The 20,213-nt window shown below is 47.6% G+C and carries 31 protein-coding genes and 1 pseudogene; 31 read left to right on the forward strand and 1 reads right to left on the reverse strand.

Annotation, left to right across the window (positions count from 1 at the left end; translation table 11 throughout):
* Positions 1-85 precede the first annotated feature (85 nt).
* From M654_RS05745 to M654_RS05770, 6 genes are all read left to right on the forward strand, one after another.
* Positions 86-853 carry an ATP-binding protein gene (locus tag M654_RS05745; protein ID WP_026588502.1) on the forward strand — a complete coding sequence of 256 codons (768 nt, stop codon included), beginning with the start codon at positions 86-88 and terminating at the stop codon, positions 851-853.
* Positions 850-1,065, forward strand: a complete 216-nt coding sequence (locus M654_RS05750; RefSeq protein ID WP_035428438.1) for a hypothetical protein — start codon at positions 850-852, stop codon at positions 1,063-1,065. Before M654_RS05745 ends, M654_RS05750 begins: the two co-directional genes overlap by 4 nt.
* On the forward strand, positions 1,062-1,562 hold the full coding sequence (locus M654_RS05755) for a hypothetical protein (RefSeq protein ID WP_026588500.1): 501 nt from the start codon (positions 1,062-1,064) through the stop codon (positions 1,560-1,562). Before M654_RS05750 ends, M654_RS05755 begins: the two co-directional genes overlap by 4 nt.
* Positions 1,562-1,765: a hypothetical protein gene (locus tag M654_RS05760; RefSeq protein ID WP_026588499.1), complete on the forward strand. Its 204-nt coding sequence runs from the start codon at positions 1,562-1,564 to the stop codon at positions 1,763-1,765. Before M654_RS05755 ends, M654_RS05760 begins: the two co-directional genes overlap by 1 nt.
* The gene (locus M654_RS05765) at positions 1,762-3,102 is read left to right on the forward strand and encodes a DnaB-like helicase C-terminal domain-containing protein (RefSeq protein WP_026588498.1); all 1,341 of its coding nucleotides are present in this window, start codon (positions 1,762-1,764) and stop codon (positions 3,100-3,102) included. The genes M654_RS05760 and M654_RS05765 overlap by 4 nt, the downstream gene beginning before the upstream one ends.
* A 135-nt stretch (positions 3,103-3,237) precedes the next feature.
* Positions 3,238-4,257 carry a toprim domain-containing protein gene (locus tag M654_RS05770; protein WP_026588497.1) on the forward strand — a complete coding sequence of 340 codons (1,020 nt, stop codon included), beginning with the start codon at positions 3,238-3,240 and terminating at the stop codon, positions 4,255-4,257.
* On the opposite strand, the gene M654_RS24305 is transcribed toward M654_RS05770, so the two are convergent.
* Positions 4,254-4,493 carry a helix-turn-helix transcriptional regulator gene (locus M654_RS24305; protein ID WP_081692869.1) on the reverse strand — a complete coding sequence of 80 codons (240 nt, stop codon included), beginning with the start codon at positions 4,491-4,493 and terminating at the stop codon, positions 4,254-4,256. The two genes, M654_RS05770 and M654_RS24305, sit on opposite strands and share 4 nt — an antisense overlap.
* Before the next feature lie 369 nt (positions 4,494-4,862).
* Between M654_RS24305 and M654_RS05780 the strand changes: the two genes are divergently transcribed.
* The 25 genes and pseudogenes from M654_RS05780 to M654_RS05895 form a co-directional block, all read left to right on the forward strand.
* Positions 4,863-6,041, forward strand: a complete 1,179-nt coding sequence (locus M654_RS05780; protein ID WP_026588495.1) for an AimR family lysis-lysogeny pheromone receptor — start codon at positions 4,863-4,865, stop codon at positions 6,039-6,041.
* A gap of 278 nt (positions 6,042-6,319) precedes the next feature.
* Positions 6,320-6,940: a sigma-70 family RNA polymerase sigma factor gene (locus tag M654_RS05785; protein ID WP_051290430.1), complete on the forward strand. Its 621-nt coding sequence runs from the start codon at positions 6,320-6,322 to the stop codon at positions 6,938-6,940.
* Positions 6,941-7,227: 287 nt separating this feature from the next.
* Positions 7,228-7,752: a hypothetical protein gene (locus tag M654_RS05790; protein ID WP_026588494.1), complete on the forward strand. Its 525-nt coding sequence runs from the start codon at positions 7,228-7,230 to the stop codon at positions 7,750-7,752.
* A 246-nt stretch (positions 7,753-7,998) separates the two neighbouring features.
* Entirely contained in the window at positions 7,999-8,757 is a 759-nt protein-coding gene (locus M654_RS05795; protein WP_026588493.1) for a hypothetical protein, read from the forward strand.
* Positions 8,758-8,779: 22 nt separating this feature from the next.
* Positions 8,780-8,935 (forward strand): hypothetical protein, encoded by a 156-nt coding sequence (locus M654_RS05800; RefSeq protein ID WP_163170547.1) that lies wholly within the window; start codon positions 8,780-8,782, stop codon positions 8,933-8,935.
* Positions 8,935-9,366: a hypothetical protein gene (locus M654_RS05805; RefSeq protein ID WP_026588492.1), complete on the forward strand. Its 432-nt coding sequence runs from the start codon at positions 8,935-8,937 to the stop codon at positions 9,364-9,366. The genes M654_RS05800 and M654_RS05805 overlap by 1 nt, the downstream gene beginning before the upstream one ends.
* Positions 9,366-10,610, forward strand: coding sequence for a hypothetical protein (locus M654_RS23485; protein ID WP_026588491.1), 1,245 nt, complete (start codon positions 9,366-9,368; stop codon positions 10,608-10,610). The genes M654_RS05805 and M654_RS23485 overlap by 1 nt, the downstream gene beginning before the upstream one ends.
* Complete coding sequence (locus tag M654_RS05815; RefSeq protein WP_026588490.1) at positions 10,611-10,790, forward strand: hypothetical protein; 180 nt, start codon at positions 10,611-10,613, stop codon at positions 10,788-10,790.
* Positions 10,787-10,951 carry a hypothetical protein gene (locus M654_RS05820; protein WP_163170548.1) on the forward strand — a complete coding sequence of 55 codons (165 nt, stop codon included), beginning with the start codon at positions 10,787-10,789 and terminating at the stop codon, positions 10,949-10,951. Before M654_RS05815 ends, M654_RS05820 begins: the two co-directional genes overlap by 4 nt.
* A 33-nt stretch (positions 10,952-10,984) precedes the next feature.
* Entirely contained in the window at positions 10,985-13,162 is a 2,178-nt protein-coding gene (locus M654_RS05825) for a DNA polymerase (protein WP_026588489.1), read from the forward strand.
* A gap of 1 nt (position 13,163) precedes the next feature.
* On the forward strand, positions 13,164-13,325 hold the full coding sequence (locus M654_RS05830; RefSeq protein WP_163170549.1) for a hypothetical protein: 162 nt from the start codon (positions 13,164-13,166) through the stop codon (positions 13,323-13,325).
* The gene (locus M654_RS05835; protein WP_236251203.1) at positions 13,326-14,405 is read left to right on the forward strand and encodes a hypothetical protein; all 1,080 of its coding nucleotides are present in this window, start codon (positions 13,326-13,328) and stop codon (positions 14,403-14,405) included. It abuts the gene before it with no gap.
* On the forward strand, positions 14,405-14,602 hold the full coding sequence (locus M654_RS05840; RefSeq protein WP_026588487.1) for a hypothetical protein: 198 nt from the start codon (positions 14,405-14,407) through the stop codon (positions 14,600-14,602). Before M654_RS05835 ends, M654_RS05840 begins: the two co-directional genes overlap by 1 nt.
* Positions 14,595-15,158 carry a RuvC family protein gene (locus M654_RS05845; protein ID WP_026588486.1) on the forward strand — a complete coding sequence of 188 codons (564 nt, stop codon included), beginning with the start codon at positions 14,595-14,597 and terminating at the stop codon, positions 15,156-15,158. Before M654_RS05840 ends, M654_RS05845 begins: the two co-directional genes overlap by 8 nt.
* Positions 15,155-15,460, forward strand: a complete 306-nt coding sequence (locus M654_RS05850) for a hypothetical protein (RefSeq protein WP_026588485.1) — start codon at positions 15,155-15,157, stop codon at positions 15,458-15,460. The genes M654_RS05845 and M654_RS05850 overlap by 4 nt, the downstream gene beginning before the upstream one ends.
* On the forward strand, positions 15,461-15,826 hold the full coding sequence (locus tag M654_RS05855) for a hypothetical protein (RefSeq protein WP_026588484.1): 366 nt from the start codon (positions 15,461-15,463) through the stop codon (positions 15,824-15,826).
* Positions 15,827-15,829: 3 nt separating this feature from the next.
* The gene (locus tag M654_RS05860; protein WP_026588483.1) at positions 15,830-16,060 is read left to right on the forward strand and encodes a hypothetical protein; all 231 of its coding nucleotides are present in this window, start codon (positions 15,830-15,832) and stop codon (positions 16,058-16,060) included.
* Positions 16,053-16,322, forward strand: a complete 270-nt coding sequence (locus tag M654_RS05865; protein ID WP_026588482.1) for a hypothetical protein — start codon at positions 16,053-16,055, stop codon at positions 16,320-16,322. Before M654_RS05860 ends, M654_RS05865 begins: the two co-directional genes overlap by 8 nt.
* Positions 16,319-16,513 (forward strand): hypothetical protein, encoded by a 195-nt coding sequence (locus M654_RS05870; RefSeq protein WP_026588481.1) that lies wholly within the window; start codon positions 16,319-16,321, stop codon positions 16,511-16,513. Before M654_RS05865 ends, M654_RS05870 begins: the two co-directional genes overlap by 4 nt.
* Entirely contained in the window at positions 16,510-16,713 is a 204-nt protein-coding gene (locus tag M654_RS05875) for a hypothetical protein (RefSeq protein ID WP_026588480.1), read from the forward strand. Before M654_RS05870 ends, M654_RS05875 begins: the two co-directional genes overlap by 4 nt.
* Positions 16,707-17,063 carry a class Ib ribonucleoside-diphosphate reductase assembly flavoprotein NrdI gene (gene nrdI / locus M654_RS05880; RefSeq protein WP_026588479.1) on the forward strand — a complete coding sequence of 119 codons (357 nt, stop codon included), beginning with the start codon at positions 16,707-16,709 and terminating at the stop codon, positions 17,061-17,063. The genes M654_RS05875 and nrdI overlap by 7 nt, the downstream gene beginning before the upstream one ends.
* Positions 17,053-19,152 (forward strand): class 1b ribonucleoside-diphosphate reductase subunit alpha, encoded by a 2,100-nt coding sequence (gene nrdE, locus M654_RS05885; RefSeq protein WP_026588478.1) that lies wholly within the window; start codon positions 17,053-17,055, stop codon positions 19,150-19,152. The genes nrdI and nrdE overlap by 11 nt, the downstream gene beginning before the upstream one ends.
* Before the next feature lie 19 nt (positions 19,153-19,171).
* On the forward strand, positions 19,172-19,345 hold the full coding sequence (locus tag M654_RS23490) for a hypothetical protein (RefSeq protein ID WP_179115704.1): 174 nt from the start codon (positions 19,172-19,174) through the stop codon (positions 19,343-19,345).
* Positions 19,345-19,563: a hypothetical protein gene (locus tag M654_RS05890; RefSeq protein WP_026588477.1), complete on the forward strand. Its 219-nt coding sequence runs from the start codon at positions 19,345-19,347 to the stop codon at positions 19,561-19,563. The genes M654_RS23490 and M654_RS05890 overlap by 1 nt, the downstream gene beginning before the upstream one ends.
* A gap of 16 nt (positions 19,564-19,579) precedes the next feature.
* Positions 19,580-20,158, forward strand: a pseudogene (locus M654_RS05895) (ribonucleotide-diphosphate reductase subunit beta); the annotation flags it as partial.
* Positions 20,159-20,213: the final 55 nt, after the last annotated feature.

Here is a 20,213-nt window from a genome sequence, read left to right on the forward strand (position 1 = left end):
CACCATATATCTACTCGTAGACAAACTTAACGGAAATATCCACGTAGTAAACGTAATCGAGAACTAACGGAAGGAGTGAACGCCATTGACTAACGAAAGAAACTGCGTCCTGGCTAACGGATGCAAAGCGGCCGGCACGGCATCTTGCACGCAACACTGTACGTTTTTTATCGGAATGCATGGCGCGTCTGGCAACGGCGGCCGGTCTGCGGCGGCAGGCTTACCGCGAGAATATCGTCTGACAACGCTCGCCAATTCGCCAGCCAGGGCGGATCAGCCTGCGGTATATAAATCGGTTGAAAACTACGTCAAGACGTTCGAGCGCCAATTTGAGCAAACGGAAGGCTATATCGAACCGGCTGACCGGATTAAGTCGCTGTATCTCTACAGCGAAAAGTCCGGCACCGGCAAGACGACGACAGCGGCGGCGCTACTTAACGAATGGCTGCGCGTCCATTACAGCGGATCTTTGCGTAGAGGTTTAACGCCGTCATTGCGTCCGGCCTATTTCCTCGATGTGAATGAATGGCAGACGGAATTCAACCTCGCAACCATGACGAACGATGAGGACGGCCTGACGGAATTCAAACGGAAGATGACGCTAGCGATGTCGGCTCCTTTTGCGGTTCTGGATGACGTAGGTGTGCGGGATTGTACGCCGGCCTTTCGTGGATACCTTCACGCAATAGTTAACGCAAGAGTGACGAATCAACTTCCGACTGTCTATACGAGTAATATTGCGCTCGGACGTCTTTCGGATGTGTTCGGAGAGAAAAGGCTGGCGGACCGGATCGGCGATTTGTGCTGGGTGAGCGAATTCGAAGGCGAATCGAAAAGGGGGCTGCGGAGATGAACTTCTTCAGACGAAAGCGAGAGCGGTCGCTATGTTTCCATGAATGGAAAATTTGCGATTTTGGCGTTGATTATGAGTACAACGGCTTTAGTGAAGACGCGGTCGATTATTACGAGATTGGCTGCTCGAAATGTGGAACGATTAGAAAGATTGACGAATATGAATTATCCCGAATGTGTAGTACCGGTATGATCGCGAGGGATTCCGAATGAAAACGGACATCACTTTCGGAGATCTAGTCGCAGTAGACGGATATCCTGACCGCATATTCTTCGTGGATGCGCGTCGAGACGTTAAGGAAACGGATGATACCGGCGTCTCTACCTACGTCGAGTTCGATCTGACTGACGCAATTCACGGCGAATGGATTCTCGCTGATCTGGAGGACGTTCGGTTGGTTTGCCGCAGTCAGTATGTCGACGAATTTCTTAACGAAGTTGATTACGAAAACTATCCGGAGCCGGAGGGAACAGCGTTTCATTTTGCGGAATTTCTTCCGGAATTGCCGAGCGTTGAACTGGCGACCACGATTAGCGAAGGACTAGAAAAGGCGGGGAGTGAAATGGCGAAAGAGAAGACGAAGAAAATCGATGAGCTGCTCGACGAATTAAACGATTATAAGCGTCTGGAAGCGATGTATGGTGACGAAGAATACAAGGCGAAGCAGGACGAGGCAAAGGCGAAATTGAAGCGGGAGGTCGAGCGATAATGTACCGCCTACTTTATCCGTTAAAGTGGACGTTTGCTGCGCTAGATTGGGCGTTTTATTACATCGGTGTCGCTGCGGATTCCGTTTCGGATATGTTTGGGAATGCGGCTGACTTCTTCCGTATTCGAATCGAAATCGCAGAGCAGGCGAAAAGAGGCGTCCGAGTGATTTACGTTAAGAGAGTGAGGAGGGATCGCGGATGAACTACGGTGTTTTAATGCTATCGAAAGTAATCGAACAGAACGATCCGAACGCGTTGCTACGCTTTAATATTACCGCCGAGGATCTACCGACGGAAGGCGAACGCAAGGCGCTCCGTTACATCACGGAATATGCGGAGAAACACGGAGGCCAGGCGCCAACGGCCGAAATGGTGGCGAATGAGGTGCCGGACTTCCAGCCGGATTTTAATATCGAAGCCAATTACCATTACCTTGCGGAAAAGCTACGGAAACAGGCAGCGATGAGGGAATTCGTAGACTTGGCGGAAAAGGAGCTTCCGGAAAGATTTAATGCTGCGCAAGATAATCCGGAGGAATTATTTTCGTGGTTGACGGAAAAAGTCGAAAGGCTTAAAATGAGAACAAACGTTCGTAATTCGGTTGGGACCGACCTCAAAAAAGATGTCGACAAATTCAAAGCCGAATACGAAAACCGCAAGGCTGGCGAGTCTTTCCGGATCTGGAGTAGCAAATTCGACTTTATAAACCGTGCCATGGGCGGCTATGTTTCGTCGAACGTATACGTTATTTACGGGAAATCCGGACGGGGAAAATCGGCCATTGCGTTGGAGGAAGCGATTAATTGCGCGATGCAGGGGGCGAACGTTCTAATCTGGTCGATGGAAATGGGATGGTACGAGGTTCTCGTTCGTCTATACGTTTCTATTTCGGCAAGCATTGGCGTGACAAAAGCGAATCTTGACGGCGTCGATATTGAGGCCGGATTTAATTCGCGGGATGTTCGCCAAGGCAAGTTGTCCGACGAATTCGAAGCCGGATTTATGGAGTTCCTCGATAAGATGAACGAATTGATCCCGGGCAACATCATTGTTCGCGCGGTAGACGACGAGGACTTTGACTCCCGAAAACTCCGCGATCTGAAGGCGGATATTCTCGAAACGAAAGCTGACGTCGTGCTTATCGATCCGTTTTACTATCTCGATTACGAAAAGAACACGTCAAAGACTGCGGGCGGAGACGCTGCTGAAACATCGAAGAAACTCCGTCGTCTAGCCGGCCAAACAAAAACGACTGTCTTTGCGTTGACGCAAGCGGAAGAAGGCGAAGGGAAAGACGCTGACTCCGAATTAAAGCTGCCGCAGCGTAAGGACGTCAAGAAAACGAAAGCTTTACTCGAAGATGCTGCGCTATTGATTGCGGTGGATACGAACGCAGAGGAAGGTCGAGGCCTGATCGGTCTGAACAAAGGCCGGGATGGCGGCGAAGGGAAAAGCGCCGAGATCGTTTATTTGCCACAGTTTGGCGTCATTAAGCAGCTAGGAGGAGACGAAGGGTCAGCGGATCAGTTCGATTTCTAAGACGATGGAAAATAGCGGTTGATATTGTCAACATTTACCGCGGTTCTTTCGACAAATTACGAAGGATTTTTCAAAAACTAGGGCGTAATATATAGAACAATCCGGTGTTTTTAGTACGAAAGGGGGATTACGAAAGTGCCGATTTTAACGTTAAATGGCCGCCAGGTCGACGTCGACATACGATATGAACTCGAACAATTCGAATGGACGCGGCCGACCTGGACGGACGATCGCCTTCTGGCCGCAAGTCCTTTCCGATATGACCGGACGCCTAGCTTTTACGTTTATCTCGACGACACAGCGTCCGCAAAGGCCGGCTATTGGGGCGATAGCGGCTATTATGACGCAGAGTATGCGCGGGGCGGATTCGTTAAGCTGCTGGCGTTCTTGCGCGAAGAAACCGAAGAGGAGACGGTCGAATACCTGATCGATGCGTATGCGCCGGAATCAGATGACGGAAAACTCACGCTCAGGCTTCCGAAGCTGAAGGTCGCAAAGAATCGCGAACCGTTGAGCGAATCGATTATCGACGACGTGGCTGCGGGGCCTAACGATTATTTAAACAAGCGCGGAATCATGCCGGCTGTTCAACGTCTGATGGATGTCGGAATGGCAGGCGGTGCGGTTGCACTACCCTGGCGGCTTCCAAACGGCCGGCTCGCTAACGTAAAGTATCGGTCAACGTGGGGAAAGGCGTTCTGGTACGTCGAAGGCGGATGGCCGATACGGGACCTTGTTTACGGAATGAATGTCGTGTATGACAGGAGACTGACACGCGTTGTATTATGCGAGGCGGAGATCGATGCGCAATCGTGGATGACTGCGGGAGTGCCGGCGATCGGAACCGGTGGATCTTCGTTTAACCAGCGGAAGGCGGACATCATCGTCCAGTCTCCGATCGAACACGTAACCATCGTGACGGATAACGATAAGGCCGGCGAGAAGTTGCGGGCGGAGATCGAGCGTTATTTATACGGGAAAGTCGGACTGGCACACGGATATATTACAGAAGGGAAGGATGCGAATGAATTTTTGCTTACGAAGGGGAAAGCGGAGTTGAAGGCGGTGTATGAGCGTGCGGAGGCCGTTAAGAGCTGGCGTTGTCATTTTAAGTACGGGAATACCCGTACTGAAGGTCGGCGGAGGTTAAGTTAACCCTCCGTGTTATTGTCGGATACCTCGGACCATTCGTAGAGTTCTTCGATTGAGCAACCGAGTATTTTCGCAAGGTTGTAGGCCCTTTCGATACTCGGCTTGTTTCGTAAACTTACGTAGTCCGTTATGTGTTGTTTTGTTAAACCGACTTTAGCTGCGAGTTGAGTCTGATCAATGCCGCGCTTAGAGCATAGTTCAGGTATCCGGCATTTGCCGACCTTAAACGTAACAAACACCTCCTTATCTTTAAGGTGTCCGTATTATTTTACACTAGTCACTACCATCTCGCTATAGGCTAGTTAGTCCCTTATAATCCTTACGATACATTCGATCGGAACATCCAATTCTTTACAAAGAAATTCGATTGTTGAGAGGCTTACTGCTTGTCCTTTATTTATTCGAGCCTGTGTTTTAGAGTTTAGTCCTTTTTCTCGGAAGTGACTTAAAGCTATTCCTTTTTCGTTAAGACATTTAAATAGTGGGGTGTAATCAATCATATTTATCTTCCTTCCAAATTTTTTGAATAATAATGTGTACAAAAGTACACATTTGTATTATACTTAGAACTATAAACAAACGCAATTCTGAATAGAGGGGGTTTAAATTTGGGCGCACTTCAGCAAGATGTTTTAAACTGTTTCGATGATTTATTTTTAGACTTTGATTCAGCTGCAAACAATTTAAATATTCATGTGAACCAGCTTTATAATTTCAAAAGGACTGGAAAAATCGGCTTTCGAACGTTATTAAAATTGTCGCAATTTTTCTATAAAGGGAATTATCATGAATTAATGCAAAAATGGTGCTTAAAACTTACTACGACTGAGTCGATTAAACATGCCTTTGAATATGCGGCAATACAGCGTGATATTCCTTTGTTAGAAAAATTACTGAAAGCGCACAGAACAGATTCCAGCTTAATCAATTATACACAATTTTATCAAGTAATATATAACTACATGTTAGGAGAATTCAGGCCGCACGAATTGAGGAATTACGTAAATACTTTAAAATGTGGCAAGGATAAAGAATTGAAGGTGTTAAAGGATATTTTTTCTTGCTATTGTCTTTATTTTGATAATAAATATGCCACAATTGTTGAAAAAGCGTCTGATATTGAAAAGGAGATATATGAATTAAGCGACGCAAGAAAAACATTTTTTAAAGACTGTTATTTAATACGTCTTTCTGAAGTATTTGCGCCTGCTTATTTATACCTCAAAGACCTTCCCAAAGCACGCCGTCATGCAGATTTTCTTTTTTCTTCGAATTTAAGTGCGAAAACTAAATCTGATGGGTATTATTACATGGGTGTTTCTTTTATAGAGGAGGATAAGCGAGCGTGTCTTCGCTACATGAGGATGAGCGCTGATGAGGCCAAAAAAACAAACGATCCGAGGATTGCCGTAGAAGCAAATAACACTTTAAAGCTAGTCGAGGGGTTTTATTCATACAGAGAGAAGAGAGAGATTCCTCAAAATTTACCAACACCAGAAGATATGATACTCGGTGAAAAAAACCTTTTTCTGCGGTATTTTCGAATGGTCAAGTACGGAGATTTATCTGATCTAGCTGAAGCCTACAGCACATTCACGCAAGAGTTTAACTTTCTGTTTTCTAGTATTGTCGTAGGTGACATGATCGCCGCTGGATTAGACCCTCTCGTAGCCGCCCCTATAAAGGACATTCAACTAAATTATAAGGGAGAGGTTTATTTTGAAAAAGATTTTATTAGCAGTTTTACTTACAGCAGGGGTTCTAGTAGCGGGAAGTTCGTTAATTAATACCGTGGCGGAAAGTAATACAACTCAGTTAGCAGACCCTATTCCAGGAGGTTAATCTATAATTTTTGTTAGCCCGTCGAAAGACGGGATTTTCTTTTATTTGCGGAATATTCATTACATTAAATTATTTTTCGGAAACATAGTGTGATAGAGAAGAATTACCCAAAATACATGTTATTATTTCTTTACAGAAGAAAAACTTAGAAAAAATTAAAGAAATATGTGCGACTTTAAATTGTCGAGGGTATTATTAAGTGAGAAAGGGATGGTGATCTTTTTTGAAAGAAAAACTGAATAATCTGGTACTGAATTATCAACAGTCTAGGAGTAACACTTCATTCGATGAGATTTATGAAATGACCATCACTCCGATGAGAGACGCCTTTAAAGGAGTGGCGCGATCATTAAGGTCGAGCGTTCCGGAGGTGGTTGCTTTGTACGAAGATGTTCTAATGAATTGTATTGATTCTTATTCAGGCGAACACGACTTCGAAAATTACTTTAAGTACAGTTTGAAAAATAAACGTGCAAATTTGTACAGAGACAAAAAGAAGCGATTACAGAGGGAAGTATTAGAATGCGTGCTATCTTCGAGTGATGATGGTGATGAAGGCGCGGCAACGCTGATAGTCACCGAAGAGGATACGCCAGAAACATTATTATTAAGTAAAAAAAGAGCCGATCAGCGGCAACTGATCGACTACTTGGTTGAAAAATCGGACGAAACAACGAAAACAATCGTTGAGACGTTCCTAGAGTGTGAACGCCCAACACCGACGGCAATCGGTAAAAAGCTAGGCGTTCATCACATGACAGTCATTCGCAAACTCGAAAAGCTGGCAGGCTACTTCGATTCGAAACAGTTCGGTGACCACCGAGACTATTTGTTTGCGAAATAACTAAACGTAACTAGCCTCGGAAGGCGTAGCTACATCCTCATGATAACCGTTCTCATGTCAAAAGACAAGCGAACACCATACGAACACACCTTCCGAACTAGTGCGTTTACCCTAAAAACATATGGAGGCGAACGTACTATGAATATCCCCAAAATTACCGATTCCAATACGTATCCTGCGCTAGATCCGCGCAAACTAACCGAAATTTTATATCAAGGCGCATGGCCAGCCGACGAAGATCCGGCGGACTACTATCGTCCACTTTCGATCCAGGCGGTGCGGGTCGGATGAAGCAATACGAGGCCACAAATCACGCTATTGACCGCGCAGTCGAACGTCTCGGCATCATGCGAATACACGCGAAAAATCATTTGCGGAGTTTAATGCAAACGGCATACTACGTCGGCGAAAGGCCGAACGGGGAAGGTCGTATCGCGAAAATTTTCGATCATATAAACAGCCGAACTCGTTTAATCGTAGACGGTAACCGTATCGTGACCGTTTATAAAATGGCGGAGCCTCTCGACTCAATTTCTAACGAACTTCCCGACGAAATGAAGGCGGCATTAAGACGAAAAGCAAACGCAATGATCCGCCGTATCAAACGCGAAGTCCGCGCTCTAAACGTACAGATTGCGGAAAAGAACCTCGAAATTGCGCAGCTCGAACTCAATCGCGCAAAGGCACGTTCGAACAAAGTTATCGCAAGCATTGACGCAAAGATCTCCGTTTTGAAATCCGAATATAGCGAGCTTGCGTCCAAACGTTCGGAACTGTCCGAAAAGGAAAAAGGAGTCGCCGCCTATGTCTGACGTATGGGTTATCGAAATAGTCGGCGTCATTATTGCGATATTATTTTGCGGAATTATTCACGAAGTTAATCGCGATGAAAGCGAATAGGGCGGCGGATATGCGGCCCAGCGCTCGGAGAATGTCGGGGTGTCCGTTAAGTAACAGAGTCGCGTCGCTACGGCTTAGCGCTGGCGGCGTTTCGGACGCAGGTACCGGCATTTTGCGAGGGCTAAAAGCCTCAAAATTAAAACGTAGGGGGAAATCGAATGAGCATTAGAGACATTTTGAAGAAGCGCGAAGAAGAACGTGATAAGGCGGCTAACGGCGATAGCGAATTCCCGGAAGGCGTTACGCGTTATGTCCGCGTCGGAAGTCACGGGGAGATCAACAAGGAAGGCCGTACGTTGGTTATCCTTGCGCCGTACGAAGAGTGGTACGTCTATTTCGTTCACGAGAATAAAGAATATACCGGTAAAGGTTACGATCACAAATTCCGAAAACATACGTGCCTTCATTCTCCTCGCAGCACGGTCGGCGTTGACGAATTACAAAAGTATTTTCAACCTGGAAAAGACGAATGCATTTCATGTAAAGCGGGAGCAAAACGAAAAATGTTCTTTATGATCCCGGTATACGATCCGAAATATAAGACTTATCGCGTTATCGATATTGCGGAGTTCCACGCGAATAGTTTGATGGATGATTTTGATAAAGCGGAGAAGCCAGTCAAGAAAATTCAGCCGGAGTATACGCTCGTAGGGCAAGCGGTTCATTTTAAGCAGGCCGACAAAACGTATTCGTTGGAATCTGGCGATCTGCCTGACGACGTTCTTGAAGAGGCAAAGGCGTTCATTGGCATCGACTACAAGTACGAAGAGCTCGCTAACTTCCGCGACGAAGAAGATATCGTTAAGATTCTTCACGAAGCGAAAGAGGGCGTCAAGAAAGCCGTTCTGCCCCCATTAACGGAATCAAATAACGAAAAAGATAACGGAACAATTGACGATGATGATCTACCGTTTTAATAAAACGAAGGGGGATGATTGAATGTATCAAACTCGAATTGTTCTCGCGATTATATTTTTCGGTTTAGCCGCTGGGCGAATACTTTACGGAGATATTGCAGTTGGAATTTTAAACGTATCATGCGGCGTGTTGCTTTTAGAAACGGCGAGACTATACAAGTTATTGGAGGCGAAGTGATGGCGCATCAAACCGAAATTATCGGCAAATATTCCGAACTAATTGCCCGCGCTGCTTTAATGGCTAGCGGGTGGCAAGCGATATCAAAAGCGGAGACAGAAGAACCGTTCGACATTAGCGCAAGAGATCCGGGCACTGGCGAATGGAAAACGTTCCAGGTTAAGACAATTCGTGACCGAAGGAAGCAGCGCGGTTACTTGACGGTTAGCGGACGTAAAGGAGACGGAGAAGCCTACACACCTGAGGATGCGGATTATTTTATCGGCGTTCTGGTCGGTGAAGGAAAGTTCCCTCGCGCATGGATGTTCGATACTCGTAGCATTACCGACTATTGGGGCCCGCAAGAAAAGGATGGCAAGCGTTGGGTCGAAATGAATCTGAATTTCATGCGGGAAGATCTTGCGGAAAATAACGAAGCGGAGGCGGTATGATGGCGAGATTACATGGCGTTAAGACTCTCGATATGGTGAACGGTGAAATTACGAAGGTTGCGTATGATGGTACGGAGTATGAGCGTGTGGAAGGAGGTGCGCAGAAGGGTGATATCGTGCTCGTTAAAGAAGAGTGGGGCGATCAGAGAGTCGGTGAGTTTTTCGTCGTAACATACACAAACGACAGTTTTGATCCACGCGAACAAATTGTCGGCATGGTTGGAAACACTTGCAATGCGTCGACATACAAACGTCGGTTAGATGTCTTCCGTAAAGTCTCCGAAATCCAACCGTCATTAGAAGACCGCGTCGATGCGTTAGAATCCGACGTCGCTGCGCTAAAAGGCGAAGCTAAGACGGAGTACGTACGGATTGACAAGAGCGAGGCGAAGGCGGGCGATTTCGTTAAGTTTGACGAATCTCCAAACGATTATCTAACCACCGGGAAGTATTACGAAATCTATCGCGTAGATGGACATGGAGATCCGCACATCATTGATGACGAAGGAGACGATTTTGATACTTACGAAGATGTTTTCGAAGTCTACCGTAAAGTCAGCGCCGCCGAGCCGAAGCCTGAACGGTTAAAAGTCGGTGATTATGCGAAGGTGGTCGGAAAAGAAAGCGGTCATTTTGCGGAAATCGATGAAATCGTAATAGTGAAAAGGGACGACAAAGATTTTGCACCTTACCATTGCGAAAATTTAAACGGAAATGATGTCGGAATTTTTTACGAATATGAACTTGTCCGAGCCACTGACGAAGAAGTTGCCGAAGCAAAAGACGCGACGGCTCGCGCAAAGTTTAAGAAAGGCGCTAAAGTCCGGTTGAAGTCGGGTGGCGGTGAATGTCCGCTAAACGGTTTCGAAGACGGAAAAGTTTACGGGGTTGGAGATCAACAGGTAACGGGAGGTTGGGACGGTAGAATCTGTATTACCAACGGTCCTTTATACGGCTTCGCAACGCCTGCCCAACTCGAACTCCTAACGGAAGAAGAGGTCGCGGAGGTCGAAGAGATCGAAAAATGGGCCGCAATCGGGCGGGAGGTTGGCGAGTATAAGGCCGGTGACATCTTTCGGAATCCTAGCGGCGACTTGTTCGAAATTAAGCGAATTGACGCCTCCTCTTCATTCCCGATTGTATTTATCAGGCCGACGGGTTGCGAAGATGGGTACAAATACGACGCAGCAATCGAACTCGTAACGCCTGTCGAAGCGCGTTTCGATCGAAAGGACGCCGAGTAAGTGTCCGCAAAACCTGCCGCCATCTGCGCCGAATGTAGCCGGATTTTAAACGAAGGGCGATCCGCAACATACGATTCGCTCTTCGACCGGTACTTTTGCGACAACGCTTGCTGGTCGGATTGGTATGCGGATAACGAGGCGGAATACAAGCGGAAATGGACGGAGGAGGTCGATTTATGAGCCGGAAGACGGAGCGTATATTATCGTACGTATCGGGCGTGGTGCTGGCGTTCTTAGCGGGATTGAACGTCGATAAAGAGACGTTAATCACGCTTCCTATTGCGGCATTAGCGATTATTTTGATCGGTATCGGGGTCGCAGAAGATAAAGACGAAAAGTAGTCCGAACCTATCTCGCGAGAAAGGAGGATGCGAATGGAGCTCGGAAATCTGCGGTTGAATCTTAGCGCGTTGACGCCGAAAAATGACGAAGTTAAAAACGAAAAAGTTACCGAAACGGCCAAACGGAAGCAGAAGGCGAAAACGGCCGAACCGATCGAGGAAAGCTGGCGCCGCATATTCGCGAGCAAGCTATCGGAAACTGACCGCCAACGATTAAACGAAGTTAAGGCGGAAATGGACGCAGGAAAGCTCGCCAGGAATCCGTCTGACTGCGTAAACAAGGCCGGCAATCCGAAAGTGTTCAGCAAGGCGGAGGCCATGCGCCTATGGAAGACGCTACAAGAATCCAAGCGCGAAGAAACCTTACGGAAGATGGTCGAGAATACGCCGGAAAACTACTGGCTGATTACGGACGAAGCGCGGCTCGACGAATTTCTTGCGTTGCTTGCTGACGAAGAAGAGATCGTATTCGACGTTGAGACGACGGGCACAGACGTATGGAACGACTGTATTGTCGGCCATGTGCTGACGGCTATTAAAGCGGACATCCACGCGTACATCCCGACGAAGCATAAGACGGACCATCCGCAATTGGATAACGGATTTGTCGTCGAAAAACTGCGGCCATTTTACGAAGATGAGTCGATCGGAAAGCTCGCTCATAACGCAAAGTTCGATATTCACATGCTGGATCGCGAAGGAATTACGTTGCGTGGACTTACGTGGGATACCCAGGAAGCGATGCGACTGCTTAACGAAAATGAACCGTCCTTTGCGCTGAAGAACCTCGTCACGAAATATCTACGGATTAAATCGGACATATACGAAGACTTATTCGGAAAGATCGGCTTTGACGAAGTGAGCGATCTACGAATTGCGCTTGCTTATGCGGCAAAAGACGGTGATGTGACGAGAAAGCTTCGCGATTTCCAACGCGAACACCTGAAGAAGTTTCCGGATATCCTTCGCTACTATGAGACGGTCGAGGTTCCGTTAATCAGCGTCGTGCAGAAGCTTGAGTCAACCGGATTCGATATCGACCTAGAATTCGCTGAGGAATACGGTAAGGAGATCAAAACGGAGATTGATCGTTTGTATTCGGAGATTATCGACGAGTTGGACGACATCAACATTAACTCGCCGGCGCAGCTTAAGCCAGCGTTAGAAGAAGCAACCGGAGAGAAGCTCGACTCAACTGACGCAAAGAAAGCCCTGAAACCACTCGCGAGCAAACATCCGATCATTAAGAAGCTTCTCGAATACAAAGAGAAATTCAAACTGTATTCAACGTACATCAACGCTTTGCCGGAATTAATCGACAAGAGGACCGGCAAACTCTACACGAATTTTAATCAGAACGGCGCAAAGACTGGCCGATTTTCTTCCGGTGGAACAGGCGTCAACCTACAGAATCAACCGAAGGAAGCCCGGAAAATGTTCGTAGCTCCTAAAGGATACGCGATTTTAGGCGGAGACTGGAGTCAGCAAGAATACCGATGCCTGGCGTACTTCTCGCAAGATCCGAAGCTAGTCGATAACTACTTGCAAGGTAATGATCTATATGCGTCAATCGCTGCGGAGGTTTTCAATAAGCCGATCGAAGAGTGCGGCGACGGATCAGTCTACCGTAAACAGGCGAAGGTCATCATGCTTGCGGTTGCTTACGGAGGCGGCGCGAACATGCTCAAGGACGCTATCGGAATATCGAAGAAAGAGGCGCAGAAGTTCCTCGACAACTTCTTCGAGAGATTTCCGATCGTCAAAAAGTGGGTCGAAACGAATCAAGCTTTCGTTAAGAAGCACGGTTATGTTTGGATGGATCGCGGCCAACGTAAAAGACGGTTGCCAGACGCGAAGGATCGTAACGCCAAAGGCCATTACTCGGCTGTTTATACGCAGTCAACTAACGCAAGAGTTCAAGGATCAGCAGCGATTCAGACAAAAGCGACGATGATTGCGTTGCAAGAGTTATGCGATAGGAAGACGGCTGAAGGTCGCGGAGAATGGCGGATATGGTGTGTAGTACATGACGAAGCGCTGCTTTTAGTGCCGGACACTATCACGCGAGAAGACGTTAAAGACTTCGAGGATGTCATGCTGAATACGTACGTTTTCGGCAACATTCCGAACAAGACTGATATCGAGATCTGCCGCAGATGGGGAAACGGTTTCTCGGTGGATGAATGGTTTAAAAATAAGGAGGCGGTTTGATATGGCGGAAATTCTCGTAGATGCGCAGACGATAGAGCAGGCGATTTATGCAATTGAAAGTTTGTTAGAGGCGCTTGGGATTGATTTCGAAGATGACCCAGTTTACGAGACTATCTACAACGACCTACAAAATGCGCTTAACACTTCGAAGGGAGACGATTAATTGACGAATTCAAACGGAAGATCAGCCGCAAATTCACTGCGGGCACATTTATCGCAATCACAACCGAAAGACATTGCGCAAGCTTTCATCGATCAGCTAGACGCCTATTATGCGCATCCGAGCTCGTCATATTACATCGATAAGATTGAGCGTCGATTCTACGAACAAAAGCTGAGTCATCTCGGTTGGAAGCCGTATCCCGACAAAAAAATCGTTACGTTTGGCGCATCCGGAACCGACATGTGCGATCGTCAGGTCTTTTTCAAAAACAGCGAAACGAAGCCGGAGAAGTCCCACGACGAACCTTTTCGCGGAAGACAAAGGCGTCAAGGTACGGCGATAGTCGACTTCGTGCAACTCGATCTCATCCACATGCCGAAGCGACTCGGGAATAAAGCCGAATTTACCATCGAAGAAACTGACGATGGACAATACGCATTCGAGGACGCAGTGAAGGCGTGGAAAGTGTTCGAACGAAACGGAGTCAAGTTCGCCATCACCGCAAAGCCGGACGGCATTCTCGATTATCAAGGACGGAAGCTACTGTTCGAATACAAAACGAAGGCGACGGGTCTAGTCGCGATGAATGGGAAACTCGATTTCAAAGGCGCCGACGGCCATCACTTACGTCAGGTTACGGCCGAGTCGCTGTTATTCGGAATTAACGAAGGCATTATTCTCTACGAATCTACCGAAAAGCCGTCGTGGTTCTCGGACGAAGATAAGAAGAGCGTTCCGAAGACGCGCAAGACTTGGGCGGACGGTAAGCCGAAGCCGGATCTGCGAGCTTTCCATTTCGTAATTACGGAAGATATGCAGGAGGCTTTACTTGCGGACTTAGCGGAACAAGCGCGGCTAGTTTACGAGAAACAGATTCCGCCAATGACGATCGAAATGACTGGGAAATGCGCGTTCTGTGCGTTCAAAGGACACTGTAAATCGCAGTTAACGGACGAAGAAAAGACGATGTTGTTCGCGGCCGAGCGACGTTATGCTACGTCAAACTTGGCGGGTAAATACGATCATAATAACTTGCGAGAATACTTGGCGGATGTCCAAGTCGAAGAGGAGGCGGAATGATGACGAAATATCTTATTTTAGAAACTGACGAAATGGATTTTAAGATTGTTGATTCGGAAAAAGAGGCGAATGAAGCATACGAAAGATTTGTACGGTACGCGGTCGAAAATGGCTTAGGCGATGGGGAAGTTATCTTTGCGGAAATTAAAAAATCTACGGATGTTGAATCGATTGTCAAGGCGGCCTTGAATGAGTAGCGCCAATCCTATCCGAGTCCTTGCGTTCGATACGTCAATGACCTGCCCCGGCGTGGCGATCATCGAGGTACGAAACCGAAAGCCAACGATAAAAGCGTTATCGCACGTCAAGCCGAACCCTAGCCGGTCACACGCGCACCGAGCGGAAGTTATCGAGGGCTGGGCGATGATGTTTCTCGATAAAAATTGTCCTCGCGACGGCTTCGACTATGTGGTGCGGGAGGACTTCGCGGGCAAAACGTCTACATCGAACTATCCGGTACTGTCAGCATGGAATGCGTGTGAGAGGGCAGCGTCACGATTCGGGTTAACGTTCGATAAGTTTCGGAAGCCTGGTAAACGTACGCCAGACCTCGGAATACCCGCAACGACGGTTAAGTCGAAGGTGGCTGGATCGGGCAGGGCAGAGAAAGACGAAGTGGAGGCGGCGGTGCGGAGGATCACCGGATACAAGGGCGCGTTTGCAAACTTCGATGAGAGCGATGCGGCTGCGATTGGGCTTGCGTGGCTGATTCACGTAGGCGTAATAGATAAACCGAAGGAGGACGCGAAATGATTGACGGAAAAGTTTTTCGGGTTGGAGGCGTTGATTACTCGGTCGAATTAGTGCCGGACTTAAACCGACTTCATCAGCTTTGGGGTCAAGTAACGTATCAAGATACGAACATTCAGATCGAGAAGGGTCTATCGCCTTCACGCATCAATAACGTTTTAATTCACGAACTTACACACGCAATCTTTAACGAAGCGGGTTTCATGGAGCAGGACGAGGACGTTATTAACCGTGTGGCTGCCGTTCTCCATTCGGTTCTTCGCGATAATGATTTCGGATTTGTACGAGATAAGGAGGACGAGTAGATGGATAAAGCGATGGAATACATCGATAAGCTGGCGGCAAAGCTCGGGGTCGCGGCCGATCATGTGTACGGAGTTCTCGTTAAGCAGGCGTTTGCTAGCGGTGTGACTGATTTGATTATCGGGTTCGTTTTTCTAATGATCGCAGTTATTGCGGGAGTCATAATTACGAAGGTGACTATAAAGATATACGGGGAGCGGTATTGTAATTGGGATTGCGAATGGTTTTTCGTAGTGCTTGCTGTCGGTCTGTTAGTGATTCTTCCGGGAGTGTTCGGTATTTATGCGATCACTGAAGGTATCAAAGCGCTAATCAACCCGGAATACTACGCGATCAAGGAAATCCTCGACACGATCGGAGGGAAATGATCAGTGGAAGAGCATAGAAATATGATGATTCTTAAACAGGAGATATTTGATGGCTTTATTTATTCGGCGGTTGCTTTAACTCGCCAAATTCAAGCTAAGCAAGGTAAAGAAAATGAAATAATAACGCAGGAAGAGGCTGATTTTGTCAATGCGTTTCTTGTGTACGCTAAGGAACTCGCAGACACATTGCATGAACGATATAAGGATGAATTAGGAGGTGGCTCGGATGTTTAAACAGCGACTTATCGGAGCATTAGCGTACTTGGCTGCGCTCACCTTATTACTCGGTCTGTTTTCTGCGGGATGCCTGACCGGCTTTGTCATCGTGACGGCACTGTTATCGGTCCCAGCGGTCGGAACAGTCGTTAAAGTCGGAATCACAATCGCAGTAGTTTTCATGGTAACTGCGTTACTTACCGGATTAGCTGATCGGCTGTACACCGCGTACCGCGAACATAAACGCGTTCAAAAGGACGTAGAGGAGGAAGCGCAATGAATAACGATTATTTCATTATTGCGGGTAAAGAGGAAGGCTTTTCATATAAAGAGGCGGAGATACTCCGTGTGGAGTCTGATACAGATGCAGAAGCGACGGTCAATTCGCTCAGGGGGTCCGGTTACAAGATCTTTTATATTACGAAAACGATCGGATACATTGACGATATTGTCGGAGTTGTTAACCGATGACCTACGAATGCTATGGCGTCCCGGCCGCACAGTTGCGACAGTCCTTGCGATGGCTTGACGAACAACTTACCGATGTTGATTATGCAATCAGTCGGCATGAGCGGAAGAGACTCGAACTTGAAATCGAGCGTGACCGGATTCTGGCGCGAATAAACGAAATAGAGGCGGAATTAAAACGGAAGGAGTCTTCCGAATGCTAATCGCCTATTATTCGCTGGCCGGCAACGTCCGCCGATTCGTAGCCAAGACCGGCCTGCCTGCGGTCGAAATCAAACCGGATATGCTCTTAACGGAGCCGTTCGTATTGGTAACGGGAACTTACGGATTCGGCCAGGTTGCCGGCACCGTTTGGGATTTCCTTGCGGACAATGGCGATTTAATGGCGGGAGTGGCTGCGTCAGGCAATCGCAACTGGGGCGGTAATTACGCCAAGGCGGCGGACTTGATTGCGGAAGAATACGGAGTGCCGATCGTTCACAAGTTCGAGTTAGCGGGCACGGCGGAAGATATACGGATATTTACGGAAAGGGTGGGAGCTATTGACGAATAAACACGCGAAGTATATCGAACTTAATAACGAAATAATGATACGGAAGAACGGCGGCTTTCAGTTCGAAAAGGATGCCGAAGCCGTCCGCAGTTATTTCATAGATTACGTGAATCAGAATACGGTATTTTTCCACGATCTGCGCGAAAAGCTCAACTATCTGATCGAGAACGACTACTACGAACGCGAGGTCTTCGAACCGTATACGTTCGATGAAATAAAAGCGGTCTACAAGGCGGCCTACGCGAAAAAGTTCCGTTTCCCTTCGTTCATGAGTGCGTTCAAGTTTTATAACGATTACGCGCTGAAGACGAACGATAAGAAGAAGATCCTCGAACGCTACGAAGACCGCATCGCCATCTGTGCGCTGTTCTTCGCGAAAGGAGACGCAGCCAAGGCGATCGAGTTTGCGGAAATGATGATTCGTCAGGAATATCAGCCGGCCACACCGACGTTCTTGAATGCCGGGCGGAAGCGACGCGGCGAATTAGTATCGTGCTTCCTTCTCGAAGCAGGCGACTCTCTGAACGATATCAGTCGCGCGGTAGACATGGCGATGCAGCTTTCGAAACTTGGCGGAGGCGTCTCGCTTAACCTATCGAAAATCAGGGCGAAAGGTGAGTCGATTAAAGGCGTTGAGAATTCGACGAAAGGCGTCGTCGGCGTCATGAAGCTGCTCGATAATGCGTTCCGGTATGCCGATCAAATGGGCCAGCGGCAAGGAGCCGGCGCAGCGTATCTCAACGTATTTCATGCGGACATTGACGCGTTCCTGGATACGAAGAAGATCAGCGCAGATGAAGACGTCAGGGTCAAGACGCTGTCGATCGGCGTTGTCATTCCGGATAAATTCATCGAACTGGCTCGCGAAGATCGGGACGCGTACGTTTTCTATCCGCATACGGTCTATAAGGAATACGGCGAACATCTTGACGAAATGGATATCGGAGAGATGTACGACAAACTCGTCGAGAATCCGAACGTCCGCAAAGACAAAATCAATCCGCGTCAGCTACTCGAAAAGCTTGCGATTCTGCGATCCGAATCGGGGTACCCGTACATTATGTTCGAAGATAACGTAAACGCGGCTCATGCGCTGAATCACATTTCGAAGGTTAAATTTTCGAATCTCTGTAGCGAAGTGCTTCAGGCGTCGCAAGTATCGGAGTACACCGACTACGGCGAACCGGACACAATCGGCCTCGATATTTCGTGCAATCTCGGATCACTCAACATTGCGAACGTCATGGCGAATAAGTCGATCGAGCAAACGGTTAGGCTCGCAGTCGATTCGCTGACGATCGTATCGGAATCAACGAATATCAAGAACGCGCCGGCAGTCGCTAAGGCAAACCGTCATATGCGTTCGATCGGTCTTGGCGCGATGAATCTACACGGATATCTTGCGCAGAATGGGATCGCCTATGAATCGGAGGAAGCGCGGGACTTCGCTAACGTATTCTTTGCGCTCGTCAATTATTGGTCGCTGGTGCGGTCGATGGAGCTTGCAAAGGAAACCGGTAGCACGTTCGAGGGCTTCGAAGGGTCAACGTATGCGAGCGGAAGCTACTTCGATAAGTACGTCGCAGGAGATTTCCGTCCTAAAACGGAGAAGGTCGCGAAGATGTTTGAAGGCGTTGAAATTCCGGAACGCATCGATTGGGTTCGGCTGGAGAATAACGTACGAAAATACGGACTCTACCATTCGTATAGACTCGCGATTGCACCGACCGGATCTATTTCGTATGTGCAGTCGGCTACCGCATCAGTCATGCCGATTATGGAGCGCATAGAGGAACGGACATACGGAAATTCCAAGACGTATTATCCGATGCCGGGGCTTAGCGCGAAGAACTGGTTCTTCTACAAGGAAGCGTACGACATGGATATGTTCAAAGTCGTCGATATGATCGCGACAATTCAGCAGCACGTCGATCAAGGTATCTCATTTACGCTGTTCCTGAAGGATACGATGACGACGCGCGATCTGAACCGGATCGATTTATACGCACATCACAAAGGTATCAAGACGCTTTACTATGCGCGAACAAAGGATACGGGGCAGGAAGGTTGCTTATCGTGCGTAGTCTAAACGATGAGGAGGACGAATGATGCGGAAGGTTAAAATTGAGGGCTACGTGATTTACAACGAGGACGAATTAATTCACGGAACGTGTGTGACGCATGGAATTGATCATTGGTTATTCAACGAAGACTTTCCTCGCGAATGGTCTTTCAGCGCCGTATCAGACGAGGAAGTAGATTATGACGAGGAGGACGAATAATGCTTACTTCATTAGCGATTTGGTATTTAAGAAAACGAAAGCTGTCTGTTCTTATCGGCTTTGAAGCGATCGATGGGCAAGTTAAGCCGCAAAACAATCGCACATTTGTCTATGACAACACACTGCGAAACACAGTTTTTAAATCACCAGATGGCGAGGTGCTGATTTTACCCGAAGGAAAGTTCTCGATCACCCGTAAAAATAAGCTTAATTCCTAAGAAGGAGGACGAATAATTGACGCAATATACAGCGGCCAACTGGTCGCAGCACGAAGACGGATTCACACAAATGTTTTATGAACAGAACGTTAAGCAGTTTTGGCTCCCGGAAGAGATTTCGCTAAACGGCGACCTTCTAACGTGGAAGTATCTCGGAGCCAACGAACAGGACACGTATATGAAAGTGCTCGCGGGCTTAACGCTACTCGACACGGAGCAAGGAAACACGGGTATGCCGCTAATTGCCGCCCAGGTTTCCGGACACCAACGTAAAGCAGTCCTGAATTTCATGGCGATGATGGAGAACGCAGTCCATGCGAAATCCTATTCGAACATATTTATGACGCTTGCGCCAACGGAGAAGATAACGGAACTGTTCGAATGGGTGAAGACGAATCGCTACTTGCAGCGGAAAGCCGCAATCATTGGCGGACTGTATAACGCGATTGAGGCTGGCGATGACATTTCGTTATACAAGGCGATGGTTGCGTCGGTATATCTCGAAAGCTTCCTTTTCTACAGCGGCTTTTATTATCCGTTATATTTCTACGGTCAAGGAAAGCTGATGAACAGCGGCGAGATTATAAATCTGATTAATTAATAGTCCCTTTCGTCGGCGACGGCGATTGTGAACCTCTCTAATTGCTGGG

Source organism: Bacillus sp. NSP9.1 (assembly GCF_000465465.2).
GTDB classification, from domain to species: Bacteria; Bacillota; Bacilli; order Bacillales; family Bacillaceae; genus Bacillus; species Bacillus sonorensis_A.

Excerpts from the sequence above, each read along its gene's own strand:
- M654_RS05820 (WP_163170548.1), top strand. The coding sequence starts at position 10,787 with ATGAGCCGGAAGACGGAGCGTATATTATCGTACGTATCGGGCGTGGTG.
- M654_RS05765 (WP_026588498.1), top strand. The coding sequence starts at position 1,762 with ATGAACTACGGTGTTTTAATGCTATCGAAAGTAATCGAACAGAACGAT.
- M654_RS23485 (WP_026588491.1), top strand. The coding sequence starts at position 9,366 with ATGGCGAGATTACATGGCGTTAAGACTCTCGATATGGTGAACGGTGAA.
- M654_RS05855 (WP_026588484.1), top strand. The coding sequence starts at position 15,461 with ATGGATAAAGCGATGGAATACATCGATAAGCTGGCGGCAAAGCTCGGG.
- M654_RS05760 (WP_026588499.1), top strand. The coding sequence starts at position 1,562 with ATGTACCGCCTACTTTATCCGTTAAAGTGGACGTTTGCTGCGCTAGAT.
- M654_RS05800 (WP_163170547.1), top strand. The coding sequence starts at position 8,780 with ATGTATCAAACTCGAATTGTTCTCGCGATTATATTTTTCGGTTTAGCC.
- M654_RS05850 (WP_026588485.1), top strand. The coding sequence starts at position 15,155 with ATGATTGACGGAAAAGTTTTTCGGGTTGGAGGCGTTGATTACTCGGTC.
- M654_RS05865 (WP_026588482.1), top strand. The coding sequence starts at position 16,053 with ATGTTTAAACAGCGACTTATCGGAGCATTAGCGTACTTGGCTGCGCTC.
- nrdI (WP_026588479.1), top strand. The coding sequence starts at position 16,707 with ATGCTAATCGCCTATTATTCGCTGGCCGGCAACGTCCGCCGATTCGTA.
- M654_RS05890 (WP_026588477.1), top strand. The coding sequence starts at position 19,345 with ATGCTTACTTCATTAGCGATTTGGTATTTAAGAAAACGAAAGCTGTCT.
- M654_RS05830 (WP_163170549.1), top strand. The coding sequence starts at position 13,164 with ATGGCGGAAATTCTCGTAGATGCGCAGACGATAGAGCAGGCGATTTAT.
- M654_RS05805 (WP_026588492.1), top strand. The coding sequence starts at position 8,935 with ATGGCGCATCAAACCGAAATTATCGGCAAATATTCCGAACTAATTGCC.
- M654_RS05845 (WP_026588486.1), top strand. The coding sequence starts at position 14,595 with ATGAGTAGCGCCAATCCTATCCGAGTCCTTGCGTTCGATACGTCAATG.
- M654_RS05755 (WP_026588500.1), top strand. The coding sequence starts at position 1,062 with ATGAAAACGGACATCACTTTCGGAGATCTAGTCGCAGTAGACGGATAT.
- M654_RS23490 (WP_179115704.1), top strand. The coding sequence starts at position 19,172 with ATGCGGAAGGTTAAAATTGAGGGCTACGTGATTTACAACGAGGACGAA.
- M654_RS05790 (WP_026588494.1), top strand. The coding sequence starts at position 7,228 with ATGAAGCAATACGAGGCCACAAATCACGCTATTGACCGCGCAGTCGAA.
- M654_RS05870 (WP_026588481.1), top strand. The coding sequence starts at position 16,319 with ATGAATAACGATTATTTCATTATTGCGGGTAAAGAGGAAGGCTTTTCA.
- M654_RS05825 (WP_026588489.1), top strand. The coding sequence starts at position 10,985 with ATGGAGCTCGGAAATCTGCGGTTGAATCTTAGCGCGTTGACGCCGAAA.
- M654_RS05875 (WP_026588480.1), top strand. The coding sequence starts at position 16,510 with ATGACCTACGAATGCTATGGCGTCCCGGCCGCACAGTTGCGACAGTCC.
- M654_RS05840 (WP_026588487.1), top strand. The coding sequence starts at position 14,405 with ATGACGAAATATCTTATTTTAGAAACTGACGAAATGGATTTTAAGATT.
- M654_RS05795 (WP_026588493.1), top strand. The coding sequence starts at position 7,999 with ATGAGCATTAGAGACATTTTGAAGAAGCGCGAAGAAGAACGTGATAAG.
- M654_RS05750 (WP_035428438.1), top strand. The coding sequence starts at position 850 with ATGAACTTCTTCAGACGAAAGCGAGAGCGGTCGCTATGTTTCCATGAA.